The 23318-nt window shown below is 60.1% G+C and carries 19 protein-coding genes, 1 tRNA gene and 1 other RNA gene; 14 read left to right on the plus strand and 7 right to left on the minus strand.

Going from position 1 to position 23318, the window contains the following annotated elements:
- The first annotated feature begins 55 nt into the window (after positions 1-55).
- Positions 56-706 (plus strand): HAD family phosphatase, encoded by a 651-nt coding sequence (locus DXD48_RS05540; protein ID WP_117564319.1) that lies wholly within the window; start codon positions 56-58, stop codon positions 704-706.
- A 238-nt stretch (positions 707-944) separates the two neighbouring features.
- On the opposite strand, the gene DXD48_RS05545 is transcribed toward DXD48_RS05540, so the two are convergent.
- The gene (locus DXD48_RS05545; RefSeq protein WP_117564320.1) at positions 945-2078 is read right to left on the minus strand and encodes a LacI family DNA-binding transcriptional regulator; all 1134 of its coding nucleotides are present in this window, start codon (positions 2076-2078) and stop codon (positions 945-947) included.
- 540 nt (positions 2079-2618) lie between these two features.
- Between DXD48_RS05545 and glmS the strand changes: the two genes are divergently transcribed.
- Positions 2619-4466: a glutamine--fructose-6-phosphate transaminase (isomerizing) gene (gene glmS / locus DXD48_RS05550; RefSeq protein ID WP_117564321.1), complete on the plus strand. Its 1848-nt coding sequence runs from the start codon at positions 2619-2621 to the stop codon at positions 4464-4466.
- Positions 4467-4753: 287 nt separating this feature from the next.
- On the opposite strand, the gene DXD48_RS05555 is transcribed toward glmS, so the two are convergent.
- Positions 4754-5455 carry a GntR family transcriptional regulator gene (locus tag DXD48_RS05555; RefSeq protein WP_050766156.1) on the minus strand — a complete coding sequence of 234 codons (702 nt, stop codon included), beginning with the start codon at positions 5453-5455 and terminating at the stop codon, positions 4754-4756.
- A gap of 193 nt (positions 5456-5648) precedes the next feature.
- Here DXD48_RS05555 and DXD48_RS05560 point away from each other — a divergent pair, with 193 nt between their 5' ends.
- The 3 genes from DXD48_RS05560 to DXD48_RS05570 all read left to right on the plus strand — a co-directional run bounded on the left by DXD48_RS05560 (position 5649) and on the right by DXD48_RS05570 (position 8834).
- The gene (locus DXD48_RS05560; protein ID WP_117564322.1) at positions 5649-6683 is read left to right on the plus strand and encodes a YeiH family protein; all 1035 of its coding nucleotides are present in this window, start codon (positions 5649-5651) and stop codon (positions 6681-6683) included.
- A gap of 273 nt (positions 6684-6956) precedes the next feature.
- Complete coding sequence (locus DXD48_RS05565) at positions 6957-8174, plus strand: helix-turn-helix domain-containing protein (protein WP_117564323.1); 1218 nt, start codon at positions 6957-6959, stop codon at positions 8172-8174.
- A gap of 84 nt (positions 8175-8258) precedes the next feature.
- Positions 8259-8834: a hypothetical protein gene (locus tag DXD48_RS05570; RefSeq protein WP_147324144.1), complete on the plus strand. Its 576-nt coding sequence runs from the start codon at positions 8259-8261 to the stop codon at positions 8832-8834.
- A gap of 41 nt (positions 8835-8875) precedes the next feature.
- Here DXD48_RS05570 and DXD48_RS05575 read toward each other — a convergent pair whose 3' ends face one another.
- Complete coding sequence (locus tag DXD48_RS05575) at positions 8876-9397, minus strand: nitroreductase (RefSeq protein WP_117564325.1); 522 nt, start codon at positions 9395-9397, stop codon at positions 8876-8878.
- Positions 9398-9691: 294 nt separating this feature from the next.
- On the opposite strand from DXD48_RS05575, the gene DXD48_RS05580 reads away from it, so the two are divergent.
- The 4 genes from DXD48_RS05580 (at position 9692) to DXD48_RS05595 (ending at position 14401) form a co-directional block, all read left to right on the plus strand.
- Entirely contained in the window at positions 9692-9982 is a 291-nt protein-coding gene (locus DXD48_RS05580; protein ID WP_055251737.1) for a hypothetical protein, read from the plus strand.
- A 177-nt stretch (positions 9983-10159) separates the two neighbouring features.
- Positions 10160-10660, plus strand: coding sequence for a MarR family winged helix-turn-helix transcriptional regulator (locus DXD48_RS05585; protein WP_117564326.1), 501 nt, complete (start codon positions 10160-10162; stop codon positions 10658-10660).
- Positions 10660-12384 carry an ABC transporter ATP-binding protein gene (locus DXD48_RS05590; protein ID WP_117564327.1) on the plus strand — a complete coding sequence of 575 codons (1725 nt, stop codon included), beginning with the start codon at positions 10660-10662 and terminating at the stop codon, positions 12382-12384. Before DXD48_RS05585 ends, DXD48_RS05590 begins: the two co-directional genes overlap by 1 nt.
- A gap of 1 nt (position 12385) precedes the next feature.
- Positions 12386-14401, plus strand: coding sequence for an ABC transporter ATP-binding protein (locus DXD48_RS05595; RefSeq protein WP_117564328.1), 2016 nt, complete (start codon positions 12386-12388; stop codon positions 14399-14401).
- A gap of 113 nt (positions 14402-14514) precedes the next feature.
- On the opposite strand, the gene cysE is transcribed toward DXD48_RS05595, so the two are convergent.
- Positions 14515-15219, minus strand: coding sequence for a serine O-acetyltransferase (gene cysE / locus DXD48_RS05600; RefSeq protein WP_117564329.1), 705 nt, complete (start codon positions 15217-15219; stop codon positions 14515-14517).
- Positions 15220-15442: 223 nt separating this feature from the next.
- Here cysE and DXD48_RS05605 point away from each other — a divergent pair, with 223 nt between their 5' ends.
- Together DXD48_RS05605 and DXD48_RS05610 are read left to right on the plus strand one after the other, a co-directional pair.
- A complete protein-coding gene (locus DXD48_RS05605) occupies positions 15443-16090 on the plus strand; it encodes a DedA family protein (RefSeq protein WP_117564330.1) in 648 nt (215 codons plus the stop codon).
- Positions 16091-16378: 288 nt separating this feature from the next.
- Positions 16379-17431 (plus strand): branched-chain amino acid aminotransferase, encoded by a 1053-nt coding sequence (locus DXD48_RS05610; RefSeq protein WP_117564331.1) that lies wholly within the window; start codon positions 16379-16381, stop codon positions 17429-17431.
- Positions 17432-17910: 479 nt separating this feature from the next.
- Here the strand turns inward: DXD48_RS05610 and DXD48_RS05615 are convergent, their stop codons facing one another.
- Positions 17911-18462, minus strand: a complete 552-nt coding sequence (locus DXD48_RS05615) for a LemA family protein (protein ID WP_082421874.1) — start codon at positions 18460-18462, stop codon at positions 17911-17913.
- A gap of 211 nt (positions 18463-18673) precedes the next feature.
- Between DXD48_RS05615 and DXD48_RS05620 the strand changes: the two genes are divergently transcribed.
- Complete coding sequence (locus tag DXD48_RS05620) at positions 18674-19258, plus strand: TetR/AcrR family transcriptional regulator (RefSeq protein WP_158548934.1); 585 nt, start codon at positions 18674-18676, stop codon at positions 19256-19258.
- A gap of 3 nt (positions 19259-19261) precedes the next feature.
- On the opposite strand, the gene DXD48_RS05625 is transcribed toward DXD48_RS05620, so the two are convergent.
- Positions 19262-19351 (minus strand) — tRNA-Ser (locus DXD48_RS05625).
- Positions 19352-19402: 51 nt separating this feature from the next.
- Here DXD48_RS05625 and tadA point away from each other — a divergent pair.
- Both tadA and ffs read left to right on the plus strand, forming a co-directional pair.
- A complete protein-coding gene (tadA, locus tag DXD48_RS05630) occupies positions 19403-21184 on the plus strand; it encodes a tRNA adenosine(34) deaminase TadA (protein WP_117564332.1) in 1782 nt (593 codons plus the stop codon).
- A 454-nt stretch (positions 21185-21638) separates the two neighbouring features.
- Positions 21639-21734, plus strand: an RNA gene (ffs, locus tag DXD48_RS05635) — signal recognition particle sRNA small type.
- 348 nt (positions 21735-22082) lie between these two features.
- On the opposite strand, the gene DXD48_RS05640 is transcribed toward ffs, so the two are convergent.
- Positions 22083-23114, minus strand: coding sequence for a hypothetical protein (locus DXD48_RS05640; protein ID WP_117564333.1), 1032 nt, complete (start codon positions 23112-23114; stop codon positions 22083-22085).
- Positions 23115-23318: the final 204 nt, after the last annotated feature.

Consider the following 23318-nt stretch of genomic DNA (forward strand, 5'->3'; position numbering starts at 1 on the left):
TACAAGTGCGGTAAAGTTGCGGGAGTACAGCAGCGCGAAGCGATGGGGGGCCGATATGATCAAGGCTGTTATTTTTGATATGGACGGAACGCTGGTCGATACCGAGCGTTTGGGTATCAAGGCGTGGAAGGCGGGAGCGGCCGAGCTGGGATTCGCGATTGATGATGCGCTGATCCATCAGTTTATCGGTCGTACGCTGCCCGATGTCATGGGCATCCTTGAGGAGCATAACAACAGCAGCGAAACCGCTGAGGCGATCTATCGTCGTCACAAGGAGATTCGCGACGAGATGGTCAAGACCGACCTGGAGCTTAAGGCCGGCGCCGCCGAGTGCCTAGACGAGCTGCTGGCTGCGGGCTATCACGTGGGTCTAGCGACGTCGTCGCGCCTCGTTACGGCCGAGCGCAACCTTAAGATGGTCGGTCTTTTTGACAAGTTTGAAACGGTAACTTGTGGCGAGGACGTCGTGCGCGGCAAGCCCGACCCCGAGATGTATCTGCTCGCCTGCGAGCGCGCGGGCTTTGCTCCCGAGGAATGTGCCGTGGTCGAGGATTCGCGCAACGGCTGCGTCTCGGGCATCACGGCCGGATGCCACGTCTTTGCCGTCCCCGATATCGTGCCGCTGCCGCAGGACGTGGTGGATGGCTGCGAGGCCGTGCTCGATACGCTGTTCGATCTGACGGCGGCGGTCAAGGCCGTGCGCTAGCGTTTGCACGCGAGTCGCCATGCCCCGCGCCCGATCCCGCAGGACGGTGACGGTAACGGCGCCTGCGCGGAGGCACTGTTCTAAAAAATGGAATTGAATACATTTTTGCAAAAAAGCTAATGAAAAATGGATTACATTCCATAAAAATCCGTAGCCGCAGGTTCGGCTAAACGGGGAAGGCCCGTGGGGTCAGCAAAAACGCCGCAGCGGGGCTGTTTCCGTTGCGGCGTTTTTTTTGTTACAGGTAGGCGCCCAGGTTGATGTCGGTTATAGGGGCCGCGGATGGGCCCGTCGGTTGCTGCTCGGCCTTTTGGGTGCTCACACGCTCGAGCAGGAAGGGGCGCACGAGCTCCTGACGGTTAATGTCCTCGGTGGCCGTGACCGTGGTGACGGTGCGCGCGGCGGAGCCGATGCGGACTCGTTTGGTCTTGGCGGCAGGTTTATCCTCGATTTGTTCCATGAGCAGCTGCACGCCCTTGCGGCCGATCTCGTAGCCCGGTGGTGCTACCGTGGTGAGGGGGACCGATCCGCTCCAGGCAAGCGGGTTGCCATCGCAGCCGGCAACAAGAATCTGGCCGGGGACGGAAATGCCTTTGTCGGTCAGCGCCGAGATAACGCCCGAGGCCAATACGTCGGTCAGGCCGATGACAAAATCGGGGCGCTCGTCAGCAGGGCGTTCGGCAATCTGGGTACCGATGCTGTAGCCGTCGGCTGCGGTATTCCACTCTCCGGCATCGATGACCTCAATTTTGATATCGGGATGCAGGGCAAGTGCCTTATGAATGCCAAGGACGCGCAGGGTGAGTTGCATAAATGCTGCTCGACCCACAACAGCGATATGGCGTGCGCCGCGGGCGATGGCGAGCTCGGCGATAATGCGCCCTTGCGCCTCGTTGTCGGCGGCCACGTAGTAACCGGGCTCGGAACAGTGGGTGTCCAGATGGACGATCGGCACGGGCATCTTGGCCATAGCGGGGCGCCAGTCGGGGGACGCCATGGGTTGGACCATGACGCCGGACATCTGCGTGCCCATAAAATAGCGCAGGTAATGGTCCTCGAGAATGTCGTCGTTATCGGCGTTGGCGATGAGCAGGTCGTAACCGTGCTTGCGGGCCTCGTTATGGGCGCCGCTGGCAATTTGGAGCGAGAAGCCGTGATCGAGACGGGGGAGGACCAGGCCAAAGGACTTGGTAGTGCCGCCCGCGAGCTGACGGGCACTTTGGTTGGGCAGGTAGCCAAGGCGATTGATGGTCTCGTTGATGAGTTTGAGGGTCTCGGGGCGCAGCTTTTCGGGGTGGTTGAGCGCGTTGGATACCGTGCCCAGCGAGACCCCGGCCTCGCGCGCGACATCGCTGATTTTAACCTTTGCCATAGCGGCCCCTTTGATGCGTTTCAAGTACAAGCCAGATTGTAGCATCCCAAACCTACCAAAAAGGGGTAGGTTTATTTTGGCAGGTTTTATCTGGGGAAACGCCGTTGCCGGCGCGACCACCACAAAGGGGACAGGCACCTTTGTGGTGGCTTGAGCTGCCCGGGCCTTCAATTGTCTCGATCTGTAACATCTGGACGGCAAAATCGCCTTCACCTGTTACAGATTGAGACATAGTGCAGGAGCCGAACCGTAATGTCTCGATCTGTAACACTAAGCCGGCTTATTGCGGCCCAGATGTTACAGATTGAGATCTTTCGCCGGGATAGGCCGCCGCGCCGGTCCAAACCACCACAAAGGTGCCTGTCCCATTGTGGTGGTTTGGACCGGCTGGGCATGTGTGCATCAGGTGGTATCTAAGTTGAGATACCACTTCTGGTATATCAGCTTACGCTTGCGTGAGTACAATACTCGAACGTTATACGTCTCAGCGCCCCCTGTGCGTGGACGTCTTGCAGTCACGCGAACGAAGGGATTTATCCTATGTGCGGAATTGTCGGCTATACCGGCTCTGATATTGCAAAGAACATCCTGGTCACAGGCCTTAAGCGCATGGAGTATCGCGGCTATGACTCCTCGGGCGTTGCGCTCGAGGTGGGCGAGGGCGCCGCGGCGCACCTCGACGTTATCCGCCGCGTGGGTAAGGTTGCGGGCCTGGAGAGCGAGCTTTCCAACATCGATAGCGACGCAACCTGCGGCATCGGTCACACCCGCTGGGCCACCCACGGCAAGCCTTCTGTCGTTAACGCTCACCCCCACACCAGCTGCGACGGTCGTATCGCCATCGTCCACAACGGCATCATCGAGAACTTCGCCGAGCTGCGCGAGGAGCTGGAGGGCCGCGGCCATCACTTTAAGAGCGAGACCGATACCGAGGTCTTCGCGCATCTGATCGAAGAGGCCTATGCCGAGACACACGACCTGATGGCCTCCGTGCGCGAGGCTTGCACCCACGTGGTGGGCGCCTATGGCTTGGCCGCCGTGTGCGCCGACGAGCCTGGCGTAATCGCCGTGGCCCGCAAGGATTCCCCGATCGTGGTCGGCATGGGCGAGACCGGCTCCTACGTTGCCTCCGACGTGATCGCGCTCATCGACGCCACCCGTGATGTCGTGGTGCTCGAGGACGGTCAGTTTGCCAAGCTCACGCCTGCGGGCGTCGAGTATACCGACGAGGCCGGCAATGTCATCGAGCCCAAGGTCACCCACATCGATTGGGATCTGGACATGGCCGAAAAGGGCGGTTATCCCGACTTTATGCTCAAGGAGATTCACGAGCAGCCTCGCGTCGTGCGCGACACGCTGGTGGGTCGCATGACCCCTGCCGGTGAGCTCGATATCGACGAGCTGGGCCTTTCGCTCGAGGAGCTCAACGATATCGACCGCGTGTATGTGATTGCCTGCGGCACCAGCTACCATGCCGGACTCATCGCTAAGAACCTTATTGAGGGCTGGGCTCGTATTCCTACCGAGGTCGAGGCGGCAAGCGAGTTCCGCTACCGCAACCCCATCATCACGCCGACGACGCTCGTCGTGGCCGTGTCCCAGTCGGGCGAGACGGCCGACACCCTTGCCGCCATTCGCGATGCGCGCATCAAGGGCGCCAAGGTCTTTGGCATCACTAACGTGGTGGGCAGCCCGGTGGCGCGCGAAAGCGATGGCGTCATCTACACCAAGGCCAACAAGGAGATCGCGGTCGCCTCGACCAAGAGCTTCATCGGTCAGGTCGTTAGCCTCACGCTTTTGGCCCTGCTGCTGGCGCAGGTCAAGTACCGCCTGACCACCAAACAGGCACGCATGATGTTCCGCGAGCTTTCCGATACGGCCGAGCAGATCCAGTGGATTTTGGACACGCAGACCGAGGCCGTTCATGAGGCCGCCCTGCTGTGCAAGGACGCGCAGTCGGCACTGTTTGTGGGCCGCGGTATGGGCGCTGCCATCTCCTACGAGGGCGCGCTCAAGCTCAAGGAGGTCAGCTACCTGCACGCCGAGGCCTACGCCGCCGGCGAGATGAAGCACGGCCCCATCGCGCTGATCGATCCGGGCTTCCCCGTCATCGCCGTGGCCACCAAGAGTGCCACCTACGACAAAACCGTGTCGAACCTTATGGAGTGCAAGGCGCGCGGTGCCAAGGTCATCGTCGTTGCCACCGAGGGCGACGAGGAGATCAACAAGATCGCCGACTGCATCATCCGCGTGCCGGCCGTCCGCGACGTGTTCAGCCCCATCACGGCGAGCGTCCCGCTGCAGCTGCTCGCCCGCGAGGTGGCCATCCTGCGCGGTTGCGACGTTGACCAACCTCGAAACCTCGCTAAGAGCGTGACCGTCGAGTAATTGTTGTTCCGGCGTTTTACCAAACGCCGGAACTGCTCGACGCTGCGCGAGCCGCATTCACGCCAATCTGACGTCCAATTTCGAGGGCGCGACCAGAAGGTCAGCGCCCTCTCATTTCACGTCACCTTGGCGCAAATGCGGCTCGCTCGCTGTTGGTGACTGACATCAGGTGCTCCGTTGTCGAAACGCGCTAACAAGAAGGGCCCGGCTCCGTTGTGGCGGAGTCGGGCCTTGTTGCATTTGCCCAGATAAAACCTGCCAAAATAAACCTGTCCCTTCTTGGCAGGTTAGCGGAGCTTGCTGGTCTCGAAGTACTCGGGGAACTGGTCCAGAACCTCCGTTTGGTTACGGAACATCATGTGCAGGTGCTTGCTGACCAAAAAGCTCGCTTCGATGGGGTCGCGACCGGCGATAGCGCGGCGAATCTGCTTGTGCTCGTTCACGATGTCCTGATTGTCGAGAACCTGCGTGGCGGCGCGCAGCCAGCGGAAGCGCTCCAGGTCGGCATTGGTCTCTTCGAGCCACGACCACACGGTGCTGCGACATGCGATGCTAAAAATCATGTGATGCATGAGGTTGTCGCTCAAAAAGAAGCCGATGCGATCCTCTTCGGCCATGGCCTTTTCCTGCAGCACGATGGCGCGGTCGAGCTGCTCGATGCCGGCCGACGTGGCTCGCGCACAGCACTCCACAATCACCTGCTTTTCCAGATGTTCGCGGATGTAACAGGCACTCTCGGCAAGGGTGAGGTTGATGGGTGAGACGTAGGTGCCACTCTGGGGCACGGTGCGCACCAGGCCTTCCTGCGCCAAGCGAACCAAAGCCTCGCGCACGGGCGTGCGACCCATATCCAGGTCGTCGCAAAGTTGCTTGACGCCCAGCTTTTCGCCCGGCTTGTAGTCCAGGTAGACGATTTTGCGTCGAATGGTGTGGTAGGACTGGTCCTGTAGGCTCGTTTCCTGCTCGCCGACGTGCATCGATTCTTCCATAGCGCCTCGCAACTGTTCTATCAAACTCATATGTCAGTTGTTAATTATGCCGCGAATCAGCTTTCCGCGGTGGGTAATTCGGCTGTTGCCCAAGAACTATTGCGGCATCTTAGTCTGTGTTTGCGCAAGGCTGCGCTCAATGTTGCCGTATCATAAGCCGTCACAAACGTGAAATAGAAAGAAGGAATCCCATATGCAACTGGCGAATATCGTACGTGAGCGCTGGAAGGGCGTCTTGTTCTGCCTGATCATCGCCATTCCCGCGACGTTGCTCGGCAAACAAATTGAGGTGGTCGGTGGGCCGGTATTCGCCATCCTCTTCGGCATGGTTCTGGCGCTCGTCTTTCCCAAGAATCATCGCGAACAGCTCGCCGCCGGTGTCACCTATACGTCTAAAAAAGTCTTGCAGTACGCGGTTATCCTGCTTGGCTTTGGCATGAACCTCTCCCAGATTCTGTCCAAGGGCGCCCAGTCGCTGCCGATTATCGTGGCGACGATCTCGACCTCGCTTGTCATCGCCTTTGTGCTCTGCCGCGTTATGAACGTGCCGGGTAAGATCTCGACGCTTGTGGGTGTGGGTTCGTCGATTTGCGGCGGTTCTGCCATCGCCGCTACCGCGCCCGTCATCGATGCCGACGATCGCGAGATTGCCCAGGCTATTTCGGTCATCTTCCTGTTTAACGTTATCGCGGCGCTCGTGTTTCCAACGCTCGGCGGTATGCTCGGGCTGACCAACGAGGGCTTTGGCCTGTTTGCCGGCACCGCCATCAACGACACCTCGTCCGTAACGGCTGCGGCGAGCGCTTGGGACAGCATGCATCCCGGCGCCAATGTGCTCGAGAGCGCCACGGTGGTCAAGCTCACCAGGACACTGGCCATTATTCCCATCACGTTGGTCCTCGCATGCTGGCAGATGCATCTGGCGCGCAAGGCCGGCGGCGACGCCAAAAGCACGTTCTCGCTTAAACGCGCGTTTCCCATGTTTGTGCTGTTCTTTGTGCTGGCGAGCGTAATCACCACGGTGCTTCAGCTTCCCGTGTCCATCACGGCGCCCATCAAGGAGCTGTCGAAGTTCTTTATCGTGATGGCCATGGCGGCTATTGGCTTTAATACCGATATCGTCGAGCTGGTCAAAAAGGGCGGCAAGCCCATCGCGCTGGGCTTTTGCTGCTGGATTGGCATTGCGTGCATGAGCTTGGGAATGCAGCACGTGCTGGGAATCTGGTAGAGAAGTAGCTTATTCGCGTGCTGGTTGCTGGTTGCTGGTGAGCGCAAGCCTGCGGTGGAGCGATAGGAGCTCTTGCGGGTATGGCTTGTCCGCAGGTTTATAAGTCCCGAAGAGCTCTTATCGCCCCGCCAGGATGGCGATGCGGGGCAACACCTATACTCGCAGGACGGCGCTTTCTGCCCTATAGTGTTTGGTGAGCAATATCGTTCAATTTTGAAACACTCGGTCGTGCGACCGTCGGCGGTTGCACGTCGCCGCGGACAGGGGCAAATCATGGATAGCGATGCCAAGCTGAACATCTTGACCGAGGCCCTGGCTGCTGCCGGGGCCTCGGCATTGGCAATCGATGCGCGTGGGGACGTCGCGATTTCGACCATGAATGACGCGGCGCTTGAGCGGGATGTGGCAGCTTTTGTTGCCGAACGCCTCGACCGTATAGGAGACGGCGCGCGTCTGGTTATGGGGCGTGCGGGTACGCGCCTGAGCCTGACCGTTCGCCCCGCCGACAAAGAGGGCGGGGGCCTTTGGGTCGTCGTGGTCCGCGAGGTGCGCGGCGCCGCGGCGCACGCGGGCATCGAGTGGCTCAACGCCGACGAAGTTGAGGCCCGCTACGAATCGAGCGCGTACGGCATCGTTGAGGGGCCTGCCTCGGTGGCTGCGCCGGTCGCCGAGAGCTACGCGCACGGTGTGCCCCTTATGCTCGAGGGCGAGCTGGGAACGGGTCAGGTCGAGATTGCCATGCGCCTCTATCTGGACGGTCCTTTTGTCGATCAGCCCTTTGTTGCCGTTGCGCTCGATGAGCTAACGGATCGCGGCTGGCGCCATCTGCTCAAAAGCGCCGAATCGCCGTTGTTCCAAACGGGGCTGACACTTTGTATTGAGGGCTGGAACACGGTTGGCCCCCAGCGTCTCCGCGAGCTCGTTTCCACGATGGCCGACACCGCGTTGGCGACGCGCTGCCATGTGGTGCTGACGGCGAATGACATGCCGGGCGGCAGCGAAAGTGATCAAGCCGCCTTTGTGACCGAGCGCTTCGCCTGTGCGGTGAGCGTGGCGCCGGCAATCGTCGAGCAGGGAGCCACGTCGCAAAAGATTGCGCGCTATTTGGAATATCTCGCTGGTGCATTTGGGACGGCAGCGCCCACGCTGTCTGCCGCGGCGACGAAGGCGCTCGATGCTTACCGCTGGCCGCGCAATTATCTGCAGCTCCGCGAGGTCTCGGAACGACTGTATATATTGGTGGGGGCGGGCACGGTGGATCGCGCTGTGGCGGAGGAAGTGCTAGCCCAAGAGGACGTGATTAAGACCGCAACCTTTGGCGCCCCGACACTCGAAAGCGACCTGTATATCCTGCGACCGCTGGCCGATACCGAGCGAGATATCGCGCATCTGGTTGTAGATCATCTCCACGGCAACCGAACCCGTGCGGCGGAGGTGCTGGGCATAAGCCGAACAACGCTGTGGCGCTTACTGAAGGACGATGACCGTTGAGCGAGGCGCCCGTGACCGCGCGCGACGCGTGTGCTACAGTCCAAAGCGTTATTGTTTCGATTTGGTTACGGCGTGCGGGGGCGTATGGCTGAGACTACAAAACCGAGCCGCAGAAGGCGGAGCGCCGCGCCGGTTAACCGACGCACGACATCGGTGACGTGGGGCAAACACGCCTCGGGGTTTGACGGCTCGTTCAAGCGCACTAAATACGGCTATCCTTCGACAGGTGCCCGCTTGGCAATGCAGGCAGAGTCCTCGCTGTGGGACCGCAAACGCGTGGTGGGCTCAAAGCTCAAGCACGACGGCACGCTCGGCTACATCAGCCGCGGGGCGGCTCGTCGCAGCGGACTCAATCCGGCTGGTTGGCATCGTTATGTTCCGATCGCGGTCGTCGTTGCAGTGATCGTCATCGCACTCGCTGCGCTTGGCTACGCCGGCGACGGTGCCAACTTGGACGCGATGTTTAAATCGCCCGAGCTCGCGCATGCAGGCACAGAAATAGTCGAGGGCGCTCAGACCCAGACGGGCGTCGCGCCCCAGCGCGGTATCGTTGCGGCGGCCTCCACCATCGCCGACGCTCAAAAGGACGGGGACGAACAAGACGACGGCGCCGAAACGACCCACACGAACGAAACGACGACAACTCCATCGGCAAGATAAGTTGCGAGCGGGTCCGCCGTTCGTTAGAACGGCGGAACTAATTACCTAACGTACACCACGTTGTCGCGGCGGGGTTTGGGCTCGGGTAGCGTGTCTTCGGCATAGCCCAGAATGCAGTGACCGACGCCGCGCAGGCTGCCGTCGGCGGGCAGGCCCCAGCTGGCCAGCAGCTCCAGGCCCTCGGGCGAGTCAAAGACCTCATGCGCGCGGTGAATCCAGCATGAGTCGACACCCAGTGCATAGGCGGCGTTGAGCAGGTTGCCCATGGCGAGCGATCCGTCTTCCAGGTGCGTGGGCACGCTGCGGTCGACCAGTACCACCACAACGGTCTTGGCGCCATAGAAGGGGTCGCTGTTGCTGCCCATGACCTGTGCGTTGAGCTGCGAGAGGCGCTCAACGGTCGTGGGGTCGGTGACGGCGACAAACGTCACCGGCTGGCGCCCCATGCCACTGGGTGCATACTGGCCGGCCTCGATAATGCGTGCGAGCTTTTCGGCCTCGACGGGACGATCACTGTATTTGCGGCAGCTGCGGCGGTGGATGAGTGCTTCGATAGTCTCCATGGTGTCTCCTTGCGGTGGCGTTGCAGATGCCACGTTCATACCCGTCGGGCTCAAACGATAGACGGTCAATTGCCCGGCCAAAAGGGTAGATCCCAATTGGGAAAGTAGGTTTGCATAAAAGTACCTTCAGAATGTGACAAACAAATGGGATGGTTAAACGTTTTATCCCGTCTACCCTGCGGTTTTTTACCACTTGCCTAAATGACGAACGCATAACCTCTGATAAAGGTTTTACTAAAGGAGTACCAACGTTTATCAATGCGCCGTGGTGGCGCCGGGCCAGGAGGTAACATCATGTTCCAGGCTGGAGATGTCGTCGAGACCGACTTCGAAGGATTTCTGAAGCTGCTGCGTTCCAAGACGCGCGCTTTTGTGACGATTGACGATCACGAGTACTACATCACGCACACCGATGGCTATTGGCGTGTTCAGGATTGCGAGGCCCTCAACGACAAGGGCCACTTTACTGACTGCTCCGAGCTGGTCAACACGGTCTGCGAGGTCGTCGAGCTGCCGTGGATTGCCGGCAAGAGCCTGCACGACAGCTTCTCGGGCGCCACGGTCTACGAGGCCGTCGCTGCGTAACGGCCAACAATCGATATTTTCTTGCAACCGCCGGCGCCGCCCCCGCGCCGGCGGTCTTTTTGTCGATATGTTGTTATGGGTCGCACGTCTTGCACGGCCGCCCTTGACGATAGTCAAAACTCGGACTAACCTGAAACCCTAATTAGTCAAAACTCGGACTATCGAATGGCGGGAGAGATGAATAGTACAGTTAGCCCGGTCGATTTCGACCGGATGCTCAACGGGCTTGATCGTATCTATTCGGAGTTCGCGCGCACCTGTGGTCTTTCGGATTGCGCCTACTGGATGCTCGTCGACACGAGTGCAGCGGGTGGAAGCGTTGCCGTGAGTCGGCTGACGAGTGAATGGTTCTACAGCAAACAGACCATCAATTCGGCAATCAAGACGCTTAGGGCGCGAGGGCTTGCGACGTTGGAGTTTGCCGAGGGCAGTCGTAAGAACAAGGTTGTGCGACTGACCGCAGAAGGTATGCAGTTTGCCAAGCGCTATGCGTTGCCGGCGCAAAAAGCCGAGCAACAGGCATTCGAGGCGCTCGAGCCGTGGGAACAGCGCGAGATCATGCGCTTGGTCGGTAAGTTCTCCCATGTTCTTAACGAAGAGTGCGAGGCATTTAAACGGCAAGTTGCCGCCGAGAACGAGGCTGACGATAAGGGCAAGGGGGAGACATGCGACTCTTAATGAGGTTTATGAGGCCGTACCGCGGTCTGATCGCGGTGACGATGTTTGTGCTGCTGATAGATAACGTCGGCACGCTGTTGGTGCCTACAATGTTGGCGAATATGGTCAATACCGGTATCACGACGGGTGATGTCGACTACATCCTGCGCAACGGCCTGTACATGTTTATCGCGACCGGCATGGCCAGCGGTGGTGCGGTGCTGGGCTGTTATCTTTCGGCCCGCCTGGCGGCCAACGTGGCCTGCGATATCCGCAACGCCGTGTACGACAAATCGCTCGAGCTGTCCGCCAGCGACTTTGAGCGCTTTGGCACGGGTTCGATGATCACGCGCTCGCTCAACGACATCAACGTGATCCAGCAAGCGATCCTGCAGACGATTCAGCTGGTGCTGCCGGTACCGTTCTTGGCCGTGGCGGGCATCATCTTTGCCTGGTTTATCGATCCTGCCATGGGCACGCTTCTGGGCGTCGTGGTTGCGATTGTGCTGGTGGCGGCGGTCTTTACGGTTGCCAACGCGGCTCCGATCTTTATGCGCTTGCAGAGCTTTATCGACCGCATGAACGTGGTGCTGCGCGAAAACATCGTGGGCGTGCGCGTCATCCGTGCGTTTAACAAGGAGCGTCACGAGGAGCGGCGCCTGGACGAGGTGTTCAGCGACTACGCCGCCAACGCCATCAAAGTCAACCACCTGTTTGTGGGCCTCGACAGCTCAAGCTTCTTTTTGATGAACATCGCCGAGGTAGCGGTGCTGTGGGTTGGCGGCAACCGCGTGGGCGCCCACGCCATGCAGATCGCGAGCATCTCGGCGGTGCTGGAATATGCGCTCCTGATCCTGTTCTTTGTGATGATGGCGCAGATGGTAGTGCTGACGCTGCCGCGCGCCGCGGCGTGCCTGAACCGTGCGCAGCAGGTGTTGGAGATTGAGCCGAGCATCGTGGACGGCGAGCGTACGCTGGGTGACGGGGCGCCTGCCTCCGGGGGCGATGCGGATGCGGTCGCTGAGTTCGACCACATGTCGTTCCGTTTTGACGATGCCGACGAGGACACCCTGTGCAACCTGAGTTTTGCCTGCCGCCGTGGACAGACGACCGCGATCGTGGGCTCGACGGGCTCGGGCAAGTCGACGGTGGCAAAGCTTCTGCTGCGTTTTCACGATGCCACCAAGGGTGCCATTCGCCTGGACGGCGTCGACCTGCGCGAGCTTTCGCAAGACGAGATTCGCGGGCGCATTGCCTACGTCCCGCAGAAGGCATGGCTGTTCTCGGGCACCGTGGCAAGCAATTTGCGCTTTGGCAACGAAGACGCGACCGAGGCCGATATGCTCCACGCGCTCCAGGTTGCCCAGAGCACCTTTGTGCTCGATCAGCCGCAGGGGCTCGATACCCCGGTGGCGCAGGGTGGCACGAACTTTTCGGGCGGTCAGCGCCAGCGCCTGGCCATTGCCCGCGCGCTCATGAAGCATGCCGATCTATATATCTTCGATGACAGTTTTTCGGCCTTGGACTTTAAGACCGATGCAGCGCTGCGCCATGCGCTGCGGGAGGAGACGCGCGACGCTGCGGTGCTCATCATCGCGCAGCGCATCTCGACGATCTTGCATGCCGACCAGATCGTGGTGCTCAAGGACGGCGAGGTCGTGGGCCTGGGCACGCACGACGAGCTCATGGAAACCTGCGAGGTGTACCGCGCTATCGCGGAATCGCAGATGAAGGGAGGTGAGTAGCATGACCGAGGAGCTCAAGAAGTGCGGTGACGCAATCGATTCGAACGCTGTGGACGCTGGCGAGAAAACGGTCGAGCAGGCTGCCGCGTCGACCGAGCTGGATGACGTTGCCAAGGCCGCGGCCGAGCGTGAGGCTCGCCGCCAAGCGCTGTACGAGGAAAACGAGCGTGCCGAGGACGAGCGTGCCCGCGCGGAAGCAGAGCGCATGCGCGATGTGGACGACGAGGATGAGGACGAGAAACCCCGCGATACCTGGGCGACGGTACGCCGCTTGTGGGGCGAGGCCGCCGGCGACCATTGGCGCTTCTACATCGTGTTTGCGAGCATCGTGTTCTACGTCATCTTTAACACCGCCGCGCCGGCATATAGCGCCCATGTTATCGACGAGCTGTGGGGCCATATACAGGTGGCGTTTGCCAGCGGAACCACCTTCAACATCACCTGGGAGAACTGCGGCAAGACCATCTTCGTCTACTTTATGGTCTGGACTGCCGCTGCCTCGTTCTATGCGCTCCAGAGCTTTTTGATGTCGAGCGTGGCCGAACGCCTCAACCTGCGTCTACGCAACCGCATCGCACAAAAGCTCAATCTTCTGCCGCTTGCCTTCTTTGACGCGCATCGTCCCGGTGAGGTCGTCAGCCGTGCGACCAACGACTTGGACAAGATGTCCGAGAGCATGCAGCGCGGATTGCTGCAGCTGCTTGTGTCGATCGGCACCGTGACGGGTGCCATCATCATGATGTTCGTCTATAGCGTTAAGCTCACGCTCGTCTTTTTGGGCTTCACGGCCCTGTCGCTGCTGGTGACCAAGGTGGTTTCGCGCCGTACGCATGATGTGACGGGCGAGCGTCAGGAGTGGGTGTCCAAAATCACGAGCGCGGTCGAGGAAGGCTATTCGGGCCGTTTGGTGATTCGCGCATTCAACCGCGAGCACCAGAGCTCTGCCGAGGTGCACGAGGCCTCGGGCGAGCTGGCGCGCGTGAGCACCAAGGCCGACTTTATGATCAACGCCGTCGGACCCGCGGTTCGCTTTATTGGTCGCCTGGCGCAGATTGTGATTGCGCTCGTGGGCTGCAGCATGCTGGTCGCCGGTCACATGACCGTCGGCGTGTTCCAGGCGTTCTTCCAGTTTATCTACGAGGCGTCCGAACCCATGACGCAGCTGTCGTTCACTTTTAACTCGCTGCAGAGCGCGCTGGCGAGTGCGGAGCGCGTTTTCGACCTGCTTGATGAGCCCGAGATAGAGGCCGATCCGCTGCCGGACGAGGCCGCCAAGCTGCCGGGTCGCATTGAGGGCCGCGTCGCTTTTGAGCACGTGCGCTTTGGCTATGCGCCCGACAAGCCGCTCATGCGCGACGTGTCGTTTACCGCCGAGCCGGGCCAGAAGATTGCCGTGGTGGGAACCACGGGCGCAGGCAAGACGACGCTCATCAACCTGCTCATGCGCTTCTACGAGATTGACGGCGGGCGTATTACGCTCGACGGCGTGGATACGAGCCGCATGGATCGCGGCGAGCTGCGACAGCAGTTTGGCATGGTGCTACAGGACGCCTGGCTGTTCGACGGCACGATTGCCGAGAACATCGCCTACGGCTGCCCCGAGGCAACGCGCGAGGAGATTGTTGCGGCCGCTCGCGCCGCCCAGGTCGACTTCTTTGTGCGCACCATGCCTCAGGGCTACGACACGCGCGTAGCCAACGATGCCGAAAGCATCAGCCAGGGCCAGCGTCAGCTGCTGACCATCGCACGCGTGCTGCTCAACAACCCGGCGATTCTCATCCTGGACGAGGCGACCTCAAGTGTGGACACGCGCACCGAGCTTGCTATCGGCCGCGCCATGGACGCGCTCATGCGCGGGCGCACGAGCTTTGTGATCGCGCATCGCCTGTCGACGATCGTGGACGCCGACCTGATCTTGGTCATGGACCACGGCAACATTATCGAGCAAGGCACGCATAAGGAACTGCTGGCTGCCGAGGGTGCTTACGCCGACCTCTATCTGAGTCAGTTCGCATAATGTGACAAAGGGACAGTCCCGCATGTCACATCAAAAGGAATGGCGCGCCGGGGATTGATTCCCTGGCGCGCCTTTTGCGTCGGTGCCGATATTGTTTTGTGCCGCTTGCGTTCCTAACGTTCGTCCATGAGCTTGGCGACGAGGGCCTTGAGCTCGGCCACCTCTCGCTCGAGTTCTTTGACGCGGCGGGCATTCTCGGTGATGCCCTGGCGGTTGAGGGCACTCTGCTCGGCGGCGTCATCGGGCATGTACTCGCGATGCTGCTTGGCGTCGAAACTCTCCTCGAACACACGGCAGCCGTTGCGCTTGATGATGCGTCCCGGCACGCCCACGACGGTGCAGTTGTCGGGCACGTCCTTGACGACAACCGAGTTGCCGCCGATTTTGACGTTGTTGCCGATGCGGATGTTGCCGAGCACCTTGGCGCCTGTGCCCACGGTGACGTTGTTGCCCAGGGTGGGGTGGCGTTTGCCGGTCTCGTTGCCGGTACCGCCGAGCGTGACGCCCTGGTAGAGCACGCAGTTGTCGCCCACGATGGTGGTCTCGCCGATGACGACGCCCATGGCATGGTCGATAAAGAAGTGCTTGCCGATCTGTGCGGCGGGATGAATCTCGACGCCGGTGATGTGGCGGGGGATTTGCGAGAGCACGCGGGCGAGCGAGCGATGACCGTGCTCCCAGAGCCAGTGCTCGGGCACGTGGTTCCACTTGGCGTGCAGGCCAGGATAGGAAAGGAAGATGACTAGACCGTTTTGCGCGGCGGGATCCTGCGCTTGGACGGTCTTGATGTCCTCGCGAATGGTATTGATAAAGCTCACCGGCCGCCCTCCCTTAGCGCCATGGCAATGCGATTCAATAAAGTATAGCGATTCGCTAGGGATTAGGAAGGACAATCTTGGCGGCATTGCGCAACAGGTGTCAGTTATGCAAACTTGCTGGTAATGGGGTCATGCTTTTGTGGGGTTGCGCACGAGGGGGCGCCGCAACCGTATACTGGTCAACTTGGACGTGTCCGCGCCCACAACTGAGAGGTTTTACTTCATGGGTTTCATCAATTTTATCGCCGAGCTGCTTAAGGATCCGCGCACCGCGATCGCCAGCTGGATCGCCGCCGGCCCGCTTATGGCCTACGGCTGCGTGTTCCTGATCATCTTTATCGAGACGGGCGTGGTGTTCTTCCCGTTCCTTCCCGGCGACTCGCTGCTGTTTGCCTCGGGTTTCTTTGCCCACAACGGCGGCTTTAACATCGTGGCTCTGCTGGCCGTCGCATGGACGGCTGCCATCTTGGGCGATCAGTGCAACTTTATGATCGGTCATTTCTTTGGCCAAAAGATCATCGCCTCGGGCAAGGTGAAGGCCATGACGCCCGAGCGCATCAAAAAGTCCGAGGAATTCCTGGACAAATGGGGCCACCTGGCCATCTTCCTGGGTCGCTTCTTCCCGTTTATCCGCACCTTTGTGCCCTTCATCGCCGGCATGGGCGGCATGCATTGGCGCAACTTTGTCATCTTTAACGTGTTGGGCGGCATTACCTGGTCGACGGTCTTCACTCTGCTGGGCTACTTCTTTGGCGGCATCCCCTTTGTGCAGGAGCACTTTGAGCTGCTGATTATCGGCATCGTCGCCGTGTCGATCATCCCGACCGTGGTCGGTCTGGTTAAGGCTAAGCTGGGCAAAAAGAACGCGTAGCTCGAGCCAGCGCGCAAACCGTGCCGTTGAGGCCCGTCACCCTTTACGGTGGCGGGCCTTTCTGCTTCGGTCAAATGAAAATACTTTACTTAGTTAAAGAAAAGCGTTTTATCAGACGCGTACGGGGAGTACAATCTCGTGCATGCGAATCGACGTGCCATCGGCTTTGATGCCGTTCGCGTGTCCCGTCCGGCTCTACGCTCCGGGCGTGCGACGTTGCGACGCGGTCGGCTTCGGTCTTTGCGTGCGGGTTCGCGAGTATGCAACTGTGTATGTAAGGAGCGACATATGACTGTCGAGAAGAAGGATATCGATTGGGGCAGCCTCGGCTTTGGCTACATGAAGACCGATTACAGCTACGAGGCTCATTGGAAGGATGGCGAGTGGGACGAGGGCGGCCTGACCACCGACCACACCCTGCATGTTTCCGAGTGCGGCGGAATCTTCCATTACTGCCAGGAGGTCTTTGAGGGCCTGAAGGCCTACACCGCCGAAGACGGCAGCATCGTCTGCTTCCGTCCCGACATGAACGCTGAGCGTATGTATAACTCTGCCCAGCGCCTCGAGATGCCCCCGTTCCCCAAGGACAAGTTTGTTGAGGCCGTCAAGCAGGTCGTTTCTGCCAACGCCGCCTGGGTTCCGCCTTTCGGCTCCGGTGCGACTCTGTACGTGCGTCCGTTTATGATCGGCTCTGGTGACGTGATCGGCGTGGCTCCCGCTCCTGAGTACACGTTCCGCATTCTCGTGACCCCGGTCGGTCCGTACTTTAAGGGTGGCCTTAAGCCCGTTAAGCTGCGCGTTTCCGAGTATGACCGCGCCGCGCCGCACGGCACCGGCAACATCAAGGCTGGCCTGAACTACGCCATGTCCCTCAAGCCCACGATGGAGGCCCATCGCGAGGGCTATGCCGAGAACCTGTATCTCGACTCTGAGTCCCGCACCTATGTCGAGGAGACCGGCGGCGCGAACGTTCTGTTCGTGAAGGAGGACGGCACGCTCGTCGTTCCGCAGTCGCACACCGACTCCATCTTGCCCTCCATCACCCGTCGTTCGCTTGTTCAGGTTGCCGAGGACCTGGGCATGACCGTTGACCAGCGTCCCGTCGAGTGGGCTGAGGTCAAGTCCGGCACCTTTGTTGAGTGCGGCCTGTGCGGCACCGCTGCCGTCATTTCCCCGGTGGGCGAGATCGACAACAAGGTCTATGGTGCCGATGAGACCGTGACCTTCCCGGCTGGCTACACCGAGATTGGCCCCGTGATGAAGAAGCTCCGCGAGACCCTGACCGGCATCCAATCTGGTGCTGTCGAGGATAAGCACGACTGGGTTTACACCGTCGCGTAAGCTGCCATAGCTGTTCGGCCCGAGGGCAACCTTCCTTTCCGGCGCATCCTCGGACATGAAAGAACCTCCGCTGCGCACTTCGTGCGGCGGAGGTTCTTTCGTCCTGCGGAGTGCGCCGGAAAGGAAGGCCGCGCTTTTGTTTTGGTTCGCGCCATGTGGGGGTGGTGGCGACGTGCATTTTTGCGAGTATTCTGCAATCGAAGGCCCCTGCATACCGACCTCGGGCAAAAATCGGGATTTCTCGATGTTTTCTACGAATGATGGGCGGGGTTATGGGCTGACAGCGTTTTGATTTGCAGGGACATTCGCGGTCTTTGGCATTTATCGTAGCGTCCGAAGCCCTTGGTTATGTTGAATACTCCTAAAAATGCACGGCGCTTAGAGGGGGACCTTCGCGAAAAAGGAAACCGCCCCGTCGAAGTATGCATTCGACGGGGCGGTTTATACATTTGGACGATTAAGGATGCGCTGTCAAACTACTAGAACTTGACGGTCGGGGCCTGGCGGGCTGCTTCGGCGGCCTCGAAGCCCTGGCGCTCCTTAAACTGGAAGATGCCGGCAAAGATGACAGCCGGGAACGTCTGAATGGCGTTGTTGTAGCTGAGCACGCAATCGTTGTAGCTCTGGCGTGCATAGCTAATCTTGTTCTCGGTATCCTCGAGCGATGCCTGCAGCTGCGTAAAGTTAGTGTTTGCCTTAAGATCGGGATAGGCCTCGGCTACGGCGAAGAGCTGGCGCAGCGCACCGGTCAGCACGTTGTCGGCTTCCATCTTGGCCTCGGGCGTGGTGGCCTTGACGGCGGTGTTGCGCGCGCTGATCACGGCGGAGAGCGTCTCCTGCTCGTGCTTGGCGTAGCCCTTGACGGTCTCGACCAGGTTGGGGATCAGGTCGTTGCGGCGCTGCAGCTGCGTATCGATGTTCTGCCAGGCGTTATCGATGCGGTTACGCTTGGTGACCATGTTGTTGTAGATGCCGGCGATGGCGCAGACAATCACAATGACAACAACGATGCCGATGATGACGGTAATCATGATGTCTCCGTTTCGAATGGCCGCGGCGGCATGCGCCAGCTGCCGTTGGTATAACGCTACTAGTATACCCGCAACGTTTTGCCGTGCCGAACTTTCCGGTAAGCGTTATGTTTTCGGTGGGGTTGGTACCGGGACAAAGCGCGCGAGGTACAGGTGTAAGATATGCGACAGATTGACGAGTGTTGTCTTTGCCCTGAGGATGGCGATACCAGTGGACCTTCGCATTAAGAAAACCTACCGTGCCCTGTTCGATGCTTTCACCGAGCTTCTCGAGGAGCATCGTTTTGAGGACCTGACGGTTGCCATGCTGTGCGACCGCGCCATGATTCGCCGCACGACGTTCTACAAGCACTTTCGCGACAAGAACGATTACTTTGCCTTTTATATCGATGAGCTCATGTCCGGCTTGCCGCAAAAACAGCCCGATGAGGCCGGCACAGTGTCTGCCGAGGACGTGCGCGCGCTCCGGCACGCGATTTTGGACGATGCCATGGACCTGATTCTGGCCCATGAGCAGCTCATGGACAACATTTTGGCGAGCAGCATGTCGGGAATGCTGACCAACGTTATTTGCGACCGTATTGCCCGCTCCATCCGCGAGCGTGTGATGAACGTGCTTGCCGAGGATGCCCTGGCCCCCGTGTCACTCGAGACGACGTCTGAGTTTGTCGCCGGCGGTATTATTCGACTTTTCACGATATGGTGGGAATCGGGCCACAATCTTGAGCGTCGACCCGAGATGGCCGACGTTGTCGATGCGCTGTTCGAGCGGACCATGACGCCGGTGCATCACTAAAAGTGGCGGAGAGAGGGGGATTCGAACCCCCGGAACGCTCTCGCGCTCAACGGTTTTCAAGACCGCCGCATTCAACCGCTCTGCCATCTCTCCGTGAGTCGTAATGATAGCATCGTTTTGAATTTGCAACAGGGAAGGCGAACGATGACGATCACCGAAATCGACGAGAAGTTCATGCGCGAGGCGTTGGCGGAGGCGCGAGCCGCCGCGGCGGTGGGCGAGGTGCCCATCGGAGCCGTAGTGGTGCGCGACGGCGAGATCGTCGCGAGGGCGCATAATCGTCGCGAGCTCGACCAGGACCCTTCGGCGCATGCAGAGTTCGCGGCCCTGTGCGCCGCTGCCCAGGCGCTTGGCCGCTGGCGCCTTTCCGACTGTACGGTCTACGTGACGCTCGAACCCTGCTGCATGTGCGCGGGGCTTATGGTCAACGCGCGCGTGGGGCGCTGCGTGTATGGCGCGAGCGACGCCAAGGCGGGTGCGTTGGGATCCCTATACGATTTGAATGCCGATTCGCGCCTGAATCATCGGTTTAACGTGACGGCTGGCGTGCTGGCAGACGAGTGTCGTGAGGTGTTGAGCGGCTATTTTAGTGGGTTGCGTGGCACCGATGGTACTGGCTGCGGTTGTGGGGCCGATCTTGAGGCACATGCCGCTCATGCCGAGGCGCTCGCGTGTGCCGAAGAAATCGCCGTTGAGGTGGTCGATTTTGGTGCCGCGTGCCGCCGGCCCCGCCGTGTGCTGTTGGCGATCGACTCCTTTAAGGGTAGCGTTTCGAGCGCGCAGGCGGAGGCGGCGGTTGCCGAAGGCGTGCGCCGTGTGTGGTCCGATGCCCAGGTGGCCACGTTGCCGCTGGCAGATGGTGGTGAGGGAACGCTCGATGCCGTTGCCGCGTGCGGCGGTGAGATTGTGACCTGCGAGGTGGCAGGCCCCTTGGGCGAGCGTGTGCCTGCCCGGATGCTGGTTGATGTCGAGCGCGAGTCCGCGGTCATCGAGATGGCCGAGGCGGCCGGCATCGGGTACTCGCCTTGCACGGAGTCGTCGGCGCTGGCCGCTACAACCTATGGCGTGGGCGAGCTCATGCTTCGCGCGGTTCGCACGGGCGCAAAGACTATCTATATTGGCTTGGGCGGCAGCGCCACCAACGACGGTGGCGCCGGCATGCTGCAGGCGCTGGGCGCGCGTCTTGTCGATGACCGTGGCTGCGATATCGCGCCGGGGCTCGCGGGCCTTGAACACGTGGCGAGTATCGATTTGGCACCGGCGCTACGGGCACTGAATGGCGCTCGTATCGTTGTGCTTTCGGATGTCGAGAATCCGCTCGTGGGGCGTCGGGGCGCATTAGCGGTGTTTGGCGGGCAGAAAGGCTTGCCGACGGGTGACGCCGAGGCGCTGAGCAGGTGCGACAGCTGGATGGTCGGCTACGGTCGTCTACTCGATACGGCAATTGTCGAGGCTCGGGCCCAGGGGTTGTTGCGCACACCCGAGGGCGCACGGACATTTGGCTCGGTGCTCGGCGTGCCCGGCGCGGGCGCTGCCGGTGGCTTGGGCGCGGCGTTGCTGGCACTCGGTGCGGAGCTACACTCGGGTGTGGAGACGGTGCTCGATCTCGTGGGGTTTGACGAACATGTGCGCGATGTCGACCTGGTCATAACGGGCGAGGGCAATATGGACGAGCAGTCCGCCGCCGGTAAGGCGCCGGTGGGCGTGGCCCGCCGTGCCAAGCGATATGGCAAGCCGGTGGCCGCTGTCGTGGGCGGTCGCGCCGACAACCTGGATGCGGTGTACGAGCAGGGCATCGACCTTGTCCTGCCGATCTGTCGCAAGCCCATGGACCTGGAGCGGGCGCTCGATCCGCAAGAAGCCGCAACCAACCTCATCTGCGCCGGCGAGTCTGCCGCGCGAGCCTACGACCTTGGCCGCCTCTAAAACCAATCCCTCCCCAATAACTTGCGGTGAAATACGGAGTGTTTTTGCCTTTAAGGCGCCAATTCAGTCCGTATTCCACCGCAACTTCGTGAATGGCCATCCGAGGCTGGTCGCCTTGTGCTTTGGGTCGGACCGTCTGCCATGAAATGCGGTAATCTACTACGTTTAGCGGAACACCCTCGACCATCCCGGATTTTGTGAAATTAAAACCGCAGGTAGAAAGCTTGCCGATTTTCGAAAAAGTCGGCTATGGTTGACCCCGCGGCCTAAACGTAGTAGATAGGCCCTTTTCGTGGCGCAGCGTCAGACCAGTCTATTTGGGACGGGGCTTTCTTGACCACTTTCGCCACTCTGATGCCCCCAGTCAAAAAGTAGTCAAAAAAGCCCCGTCCCAAATTAGCTGTCTTGCCCCATCGGGCGGGAGCAGGTAAGATATACCGAGCGCCTAGCGCGTTCGATGGGTTCGGATGACGACATGTTCCGAATCTGGTCAGGTCCGGAAGGAAGCAGCCATAAGGAGCCTCTGTCGGGCATCCGAATCCATCGAGCGCGCAGGCGCTTTTTGGTGCCGCGGCTACCCGCGAGTGCCGGCAGGGCGCTTGGTGTCTCGCTGGTCCTCGGCTTTGCCTGCGGGATCGCTCGACTACCAAGCGCCCTGCCGGCACTCGCGGGTAGCCGACCAAAACCACCTGAAGGGTCACATTTATCTGAATAATTTAATCCCGTGTCTTTTGCTGCTCGTTGGCGTTGTTTGGGCATTGATGGCTACGTGGTTCAAGAGGCGGCGGTGCTGTTGCTTGATTTTTTGTAGTTAAAGAGGCCCGTTTCCCTTGGTTGGGGAAACGGGCCTCTTTTGTCTCCGGGTTTGTGGATTGGCGAAGGTAGTATGATCTGGCGGCTATTTTGAGTTCTTGAGGCGGCGTGTGGCTGCGGTGGCTATTCCGAGTCCTGTGGCGGCGATGCCTGCGAGTGCGATTGCGCCCGGCGCTGCGTCGCCCGTGTTCGCGAGCTTGCCGGCGGTCGTATCTGCTTGCTTGCCGCTGCTCGAGTTCGCCTGCTTGGTGGAGCTCGGCGGGGTATTTTTGCCGGTCGCGGACGAGCCGGTGGGCTGTGTCGCCTCGGCCGGTTGCGCCGAGTTGGAGGGAGGCGTCGTCTCGGTCGGTTGCGTTATCTCGGGCGAGGTGGCCTTGTCTGCCGCGGCTTTCGCCTCTTCGTATGCCTTGCAGGCGTCGTCATAGGCCGCTTGCGCCTTTTTCAAATTGTCGAGGAGCGCATCTCGCCAGGCTATGAACTGGTCGGTATGGGCTTTATACTTCTCTGCAGAACGTTCACAGTCATTAACTTGTCTTTCCTGCCTTTTGAGGCGGTCCTGGACCTCGCGGAGCTCCATTTCGCAAAAGTCAACTCGCGCTTTTGCCGTTACGATCTCTTGGCGCAACGACTTTATTTGCTGTTTAATAGTTTCGGCAAGCTCCTCGTCGCCGAGTGCTTCGACTGCCTTAAGCTCCTCAAGTTTCATGTCTAATTTTGCTTGGAGCTCGCTTACCCGGTTGATGGCCTTGTCGTATTTGGCTTGGGCTGCATTGATGTCCGCTTGCATGGTGGGAAGGGATTCCCTCAATTCGGCGGCTTGCGCCGCCATCTTGTCGCGGAGCTCTTGAAAACGGGCAATGTCATCATTGAATCTCGCAATTTTCTCGGGACTTGCGGCGTTTTTTGCGGCCTCGAGGTTTTTGAGCGCTTCCTGCATGGCTGCATACGCTTTTTCTTTTGCGGCGGCCGCGTCTTCCGTCTGCAAGGCAACTGCACCGGTGGGGGAGCTGGTTTCCGCCGCGATCGCCGTTGCGGGGGCGATTCCCGCGATAAGTGCCGCGGAAAGGGCGATGCCCAAGGTTGTTCGTCTTGCTCTTCTCGCGAGAATGTCGTTCATCTCGGCACCTCATTTCAAGGGTCGGCGACTAACTTGGTAGCACTAATGTAAGTATACCAAGCGATTGGCCCGCCACTGGCTGGGTGTGCGCGTATGCTCCTCTGAAAACTGAATCCCGTTAGAAATGACGAGTTGTTTACGCTTCTTTTGGGGTGGCGGTACTATCATGGTTCGAATTGAATGTGGATGATGATAGGGAGCGCC

This window comes from Collinsella sp. TM05-37 (genome assembly GCF_003436455.1).
Classification (GTDB): Bacteria; Actinomycetota; Coriobacteriia; order Coriobacteriales; family Coriobacteriaceae; genus Collinsella.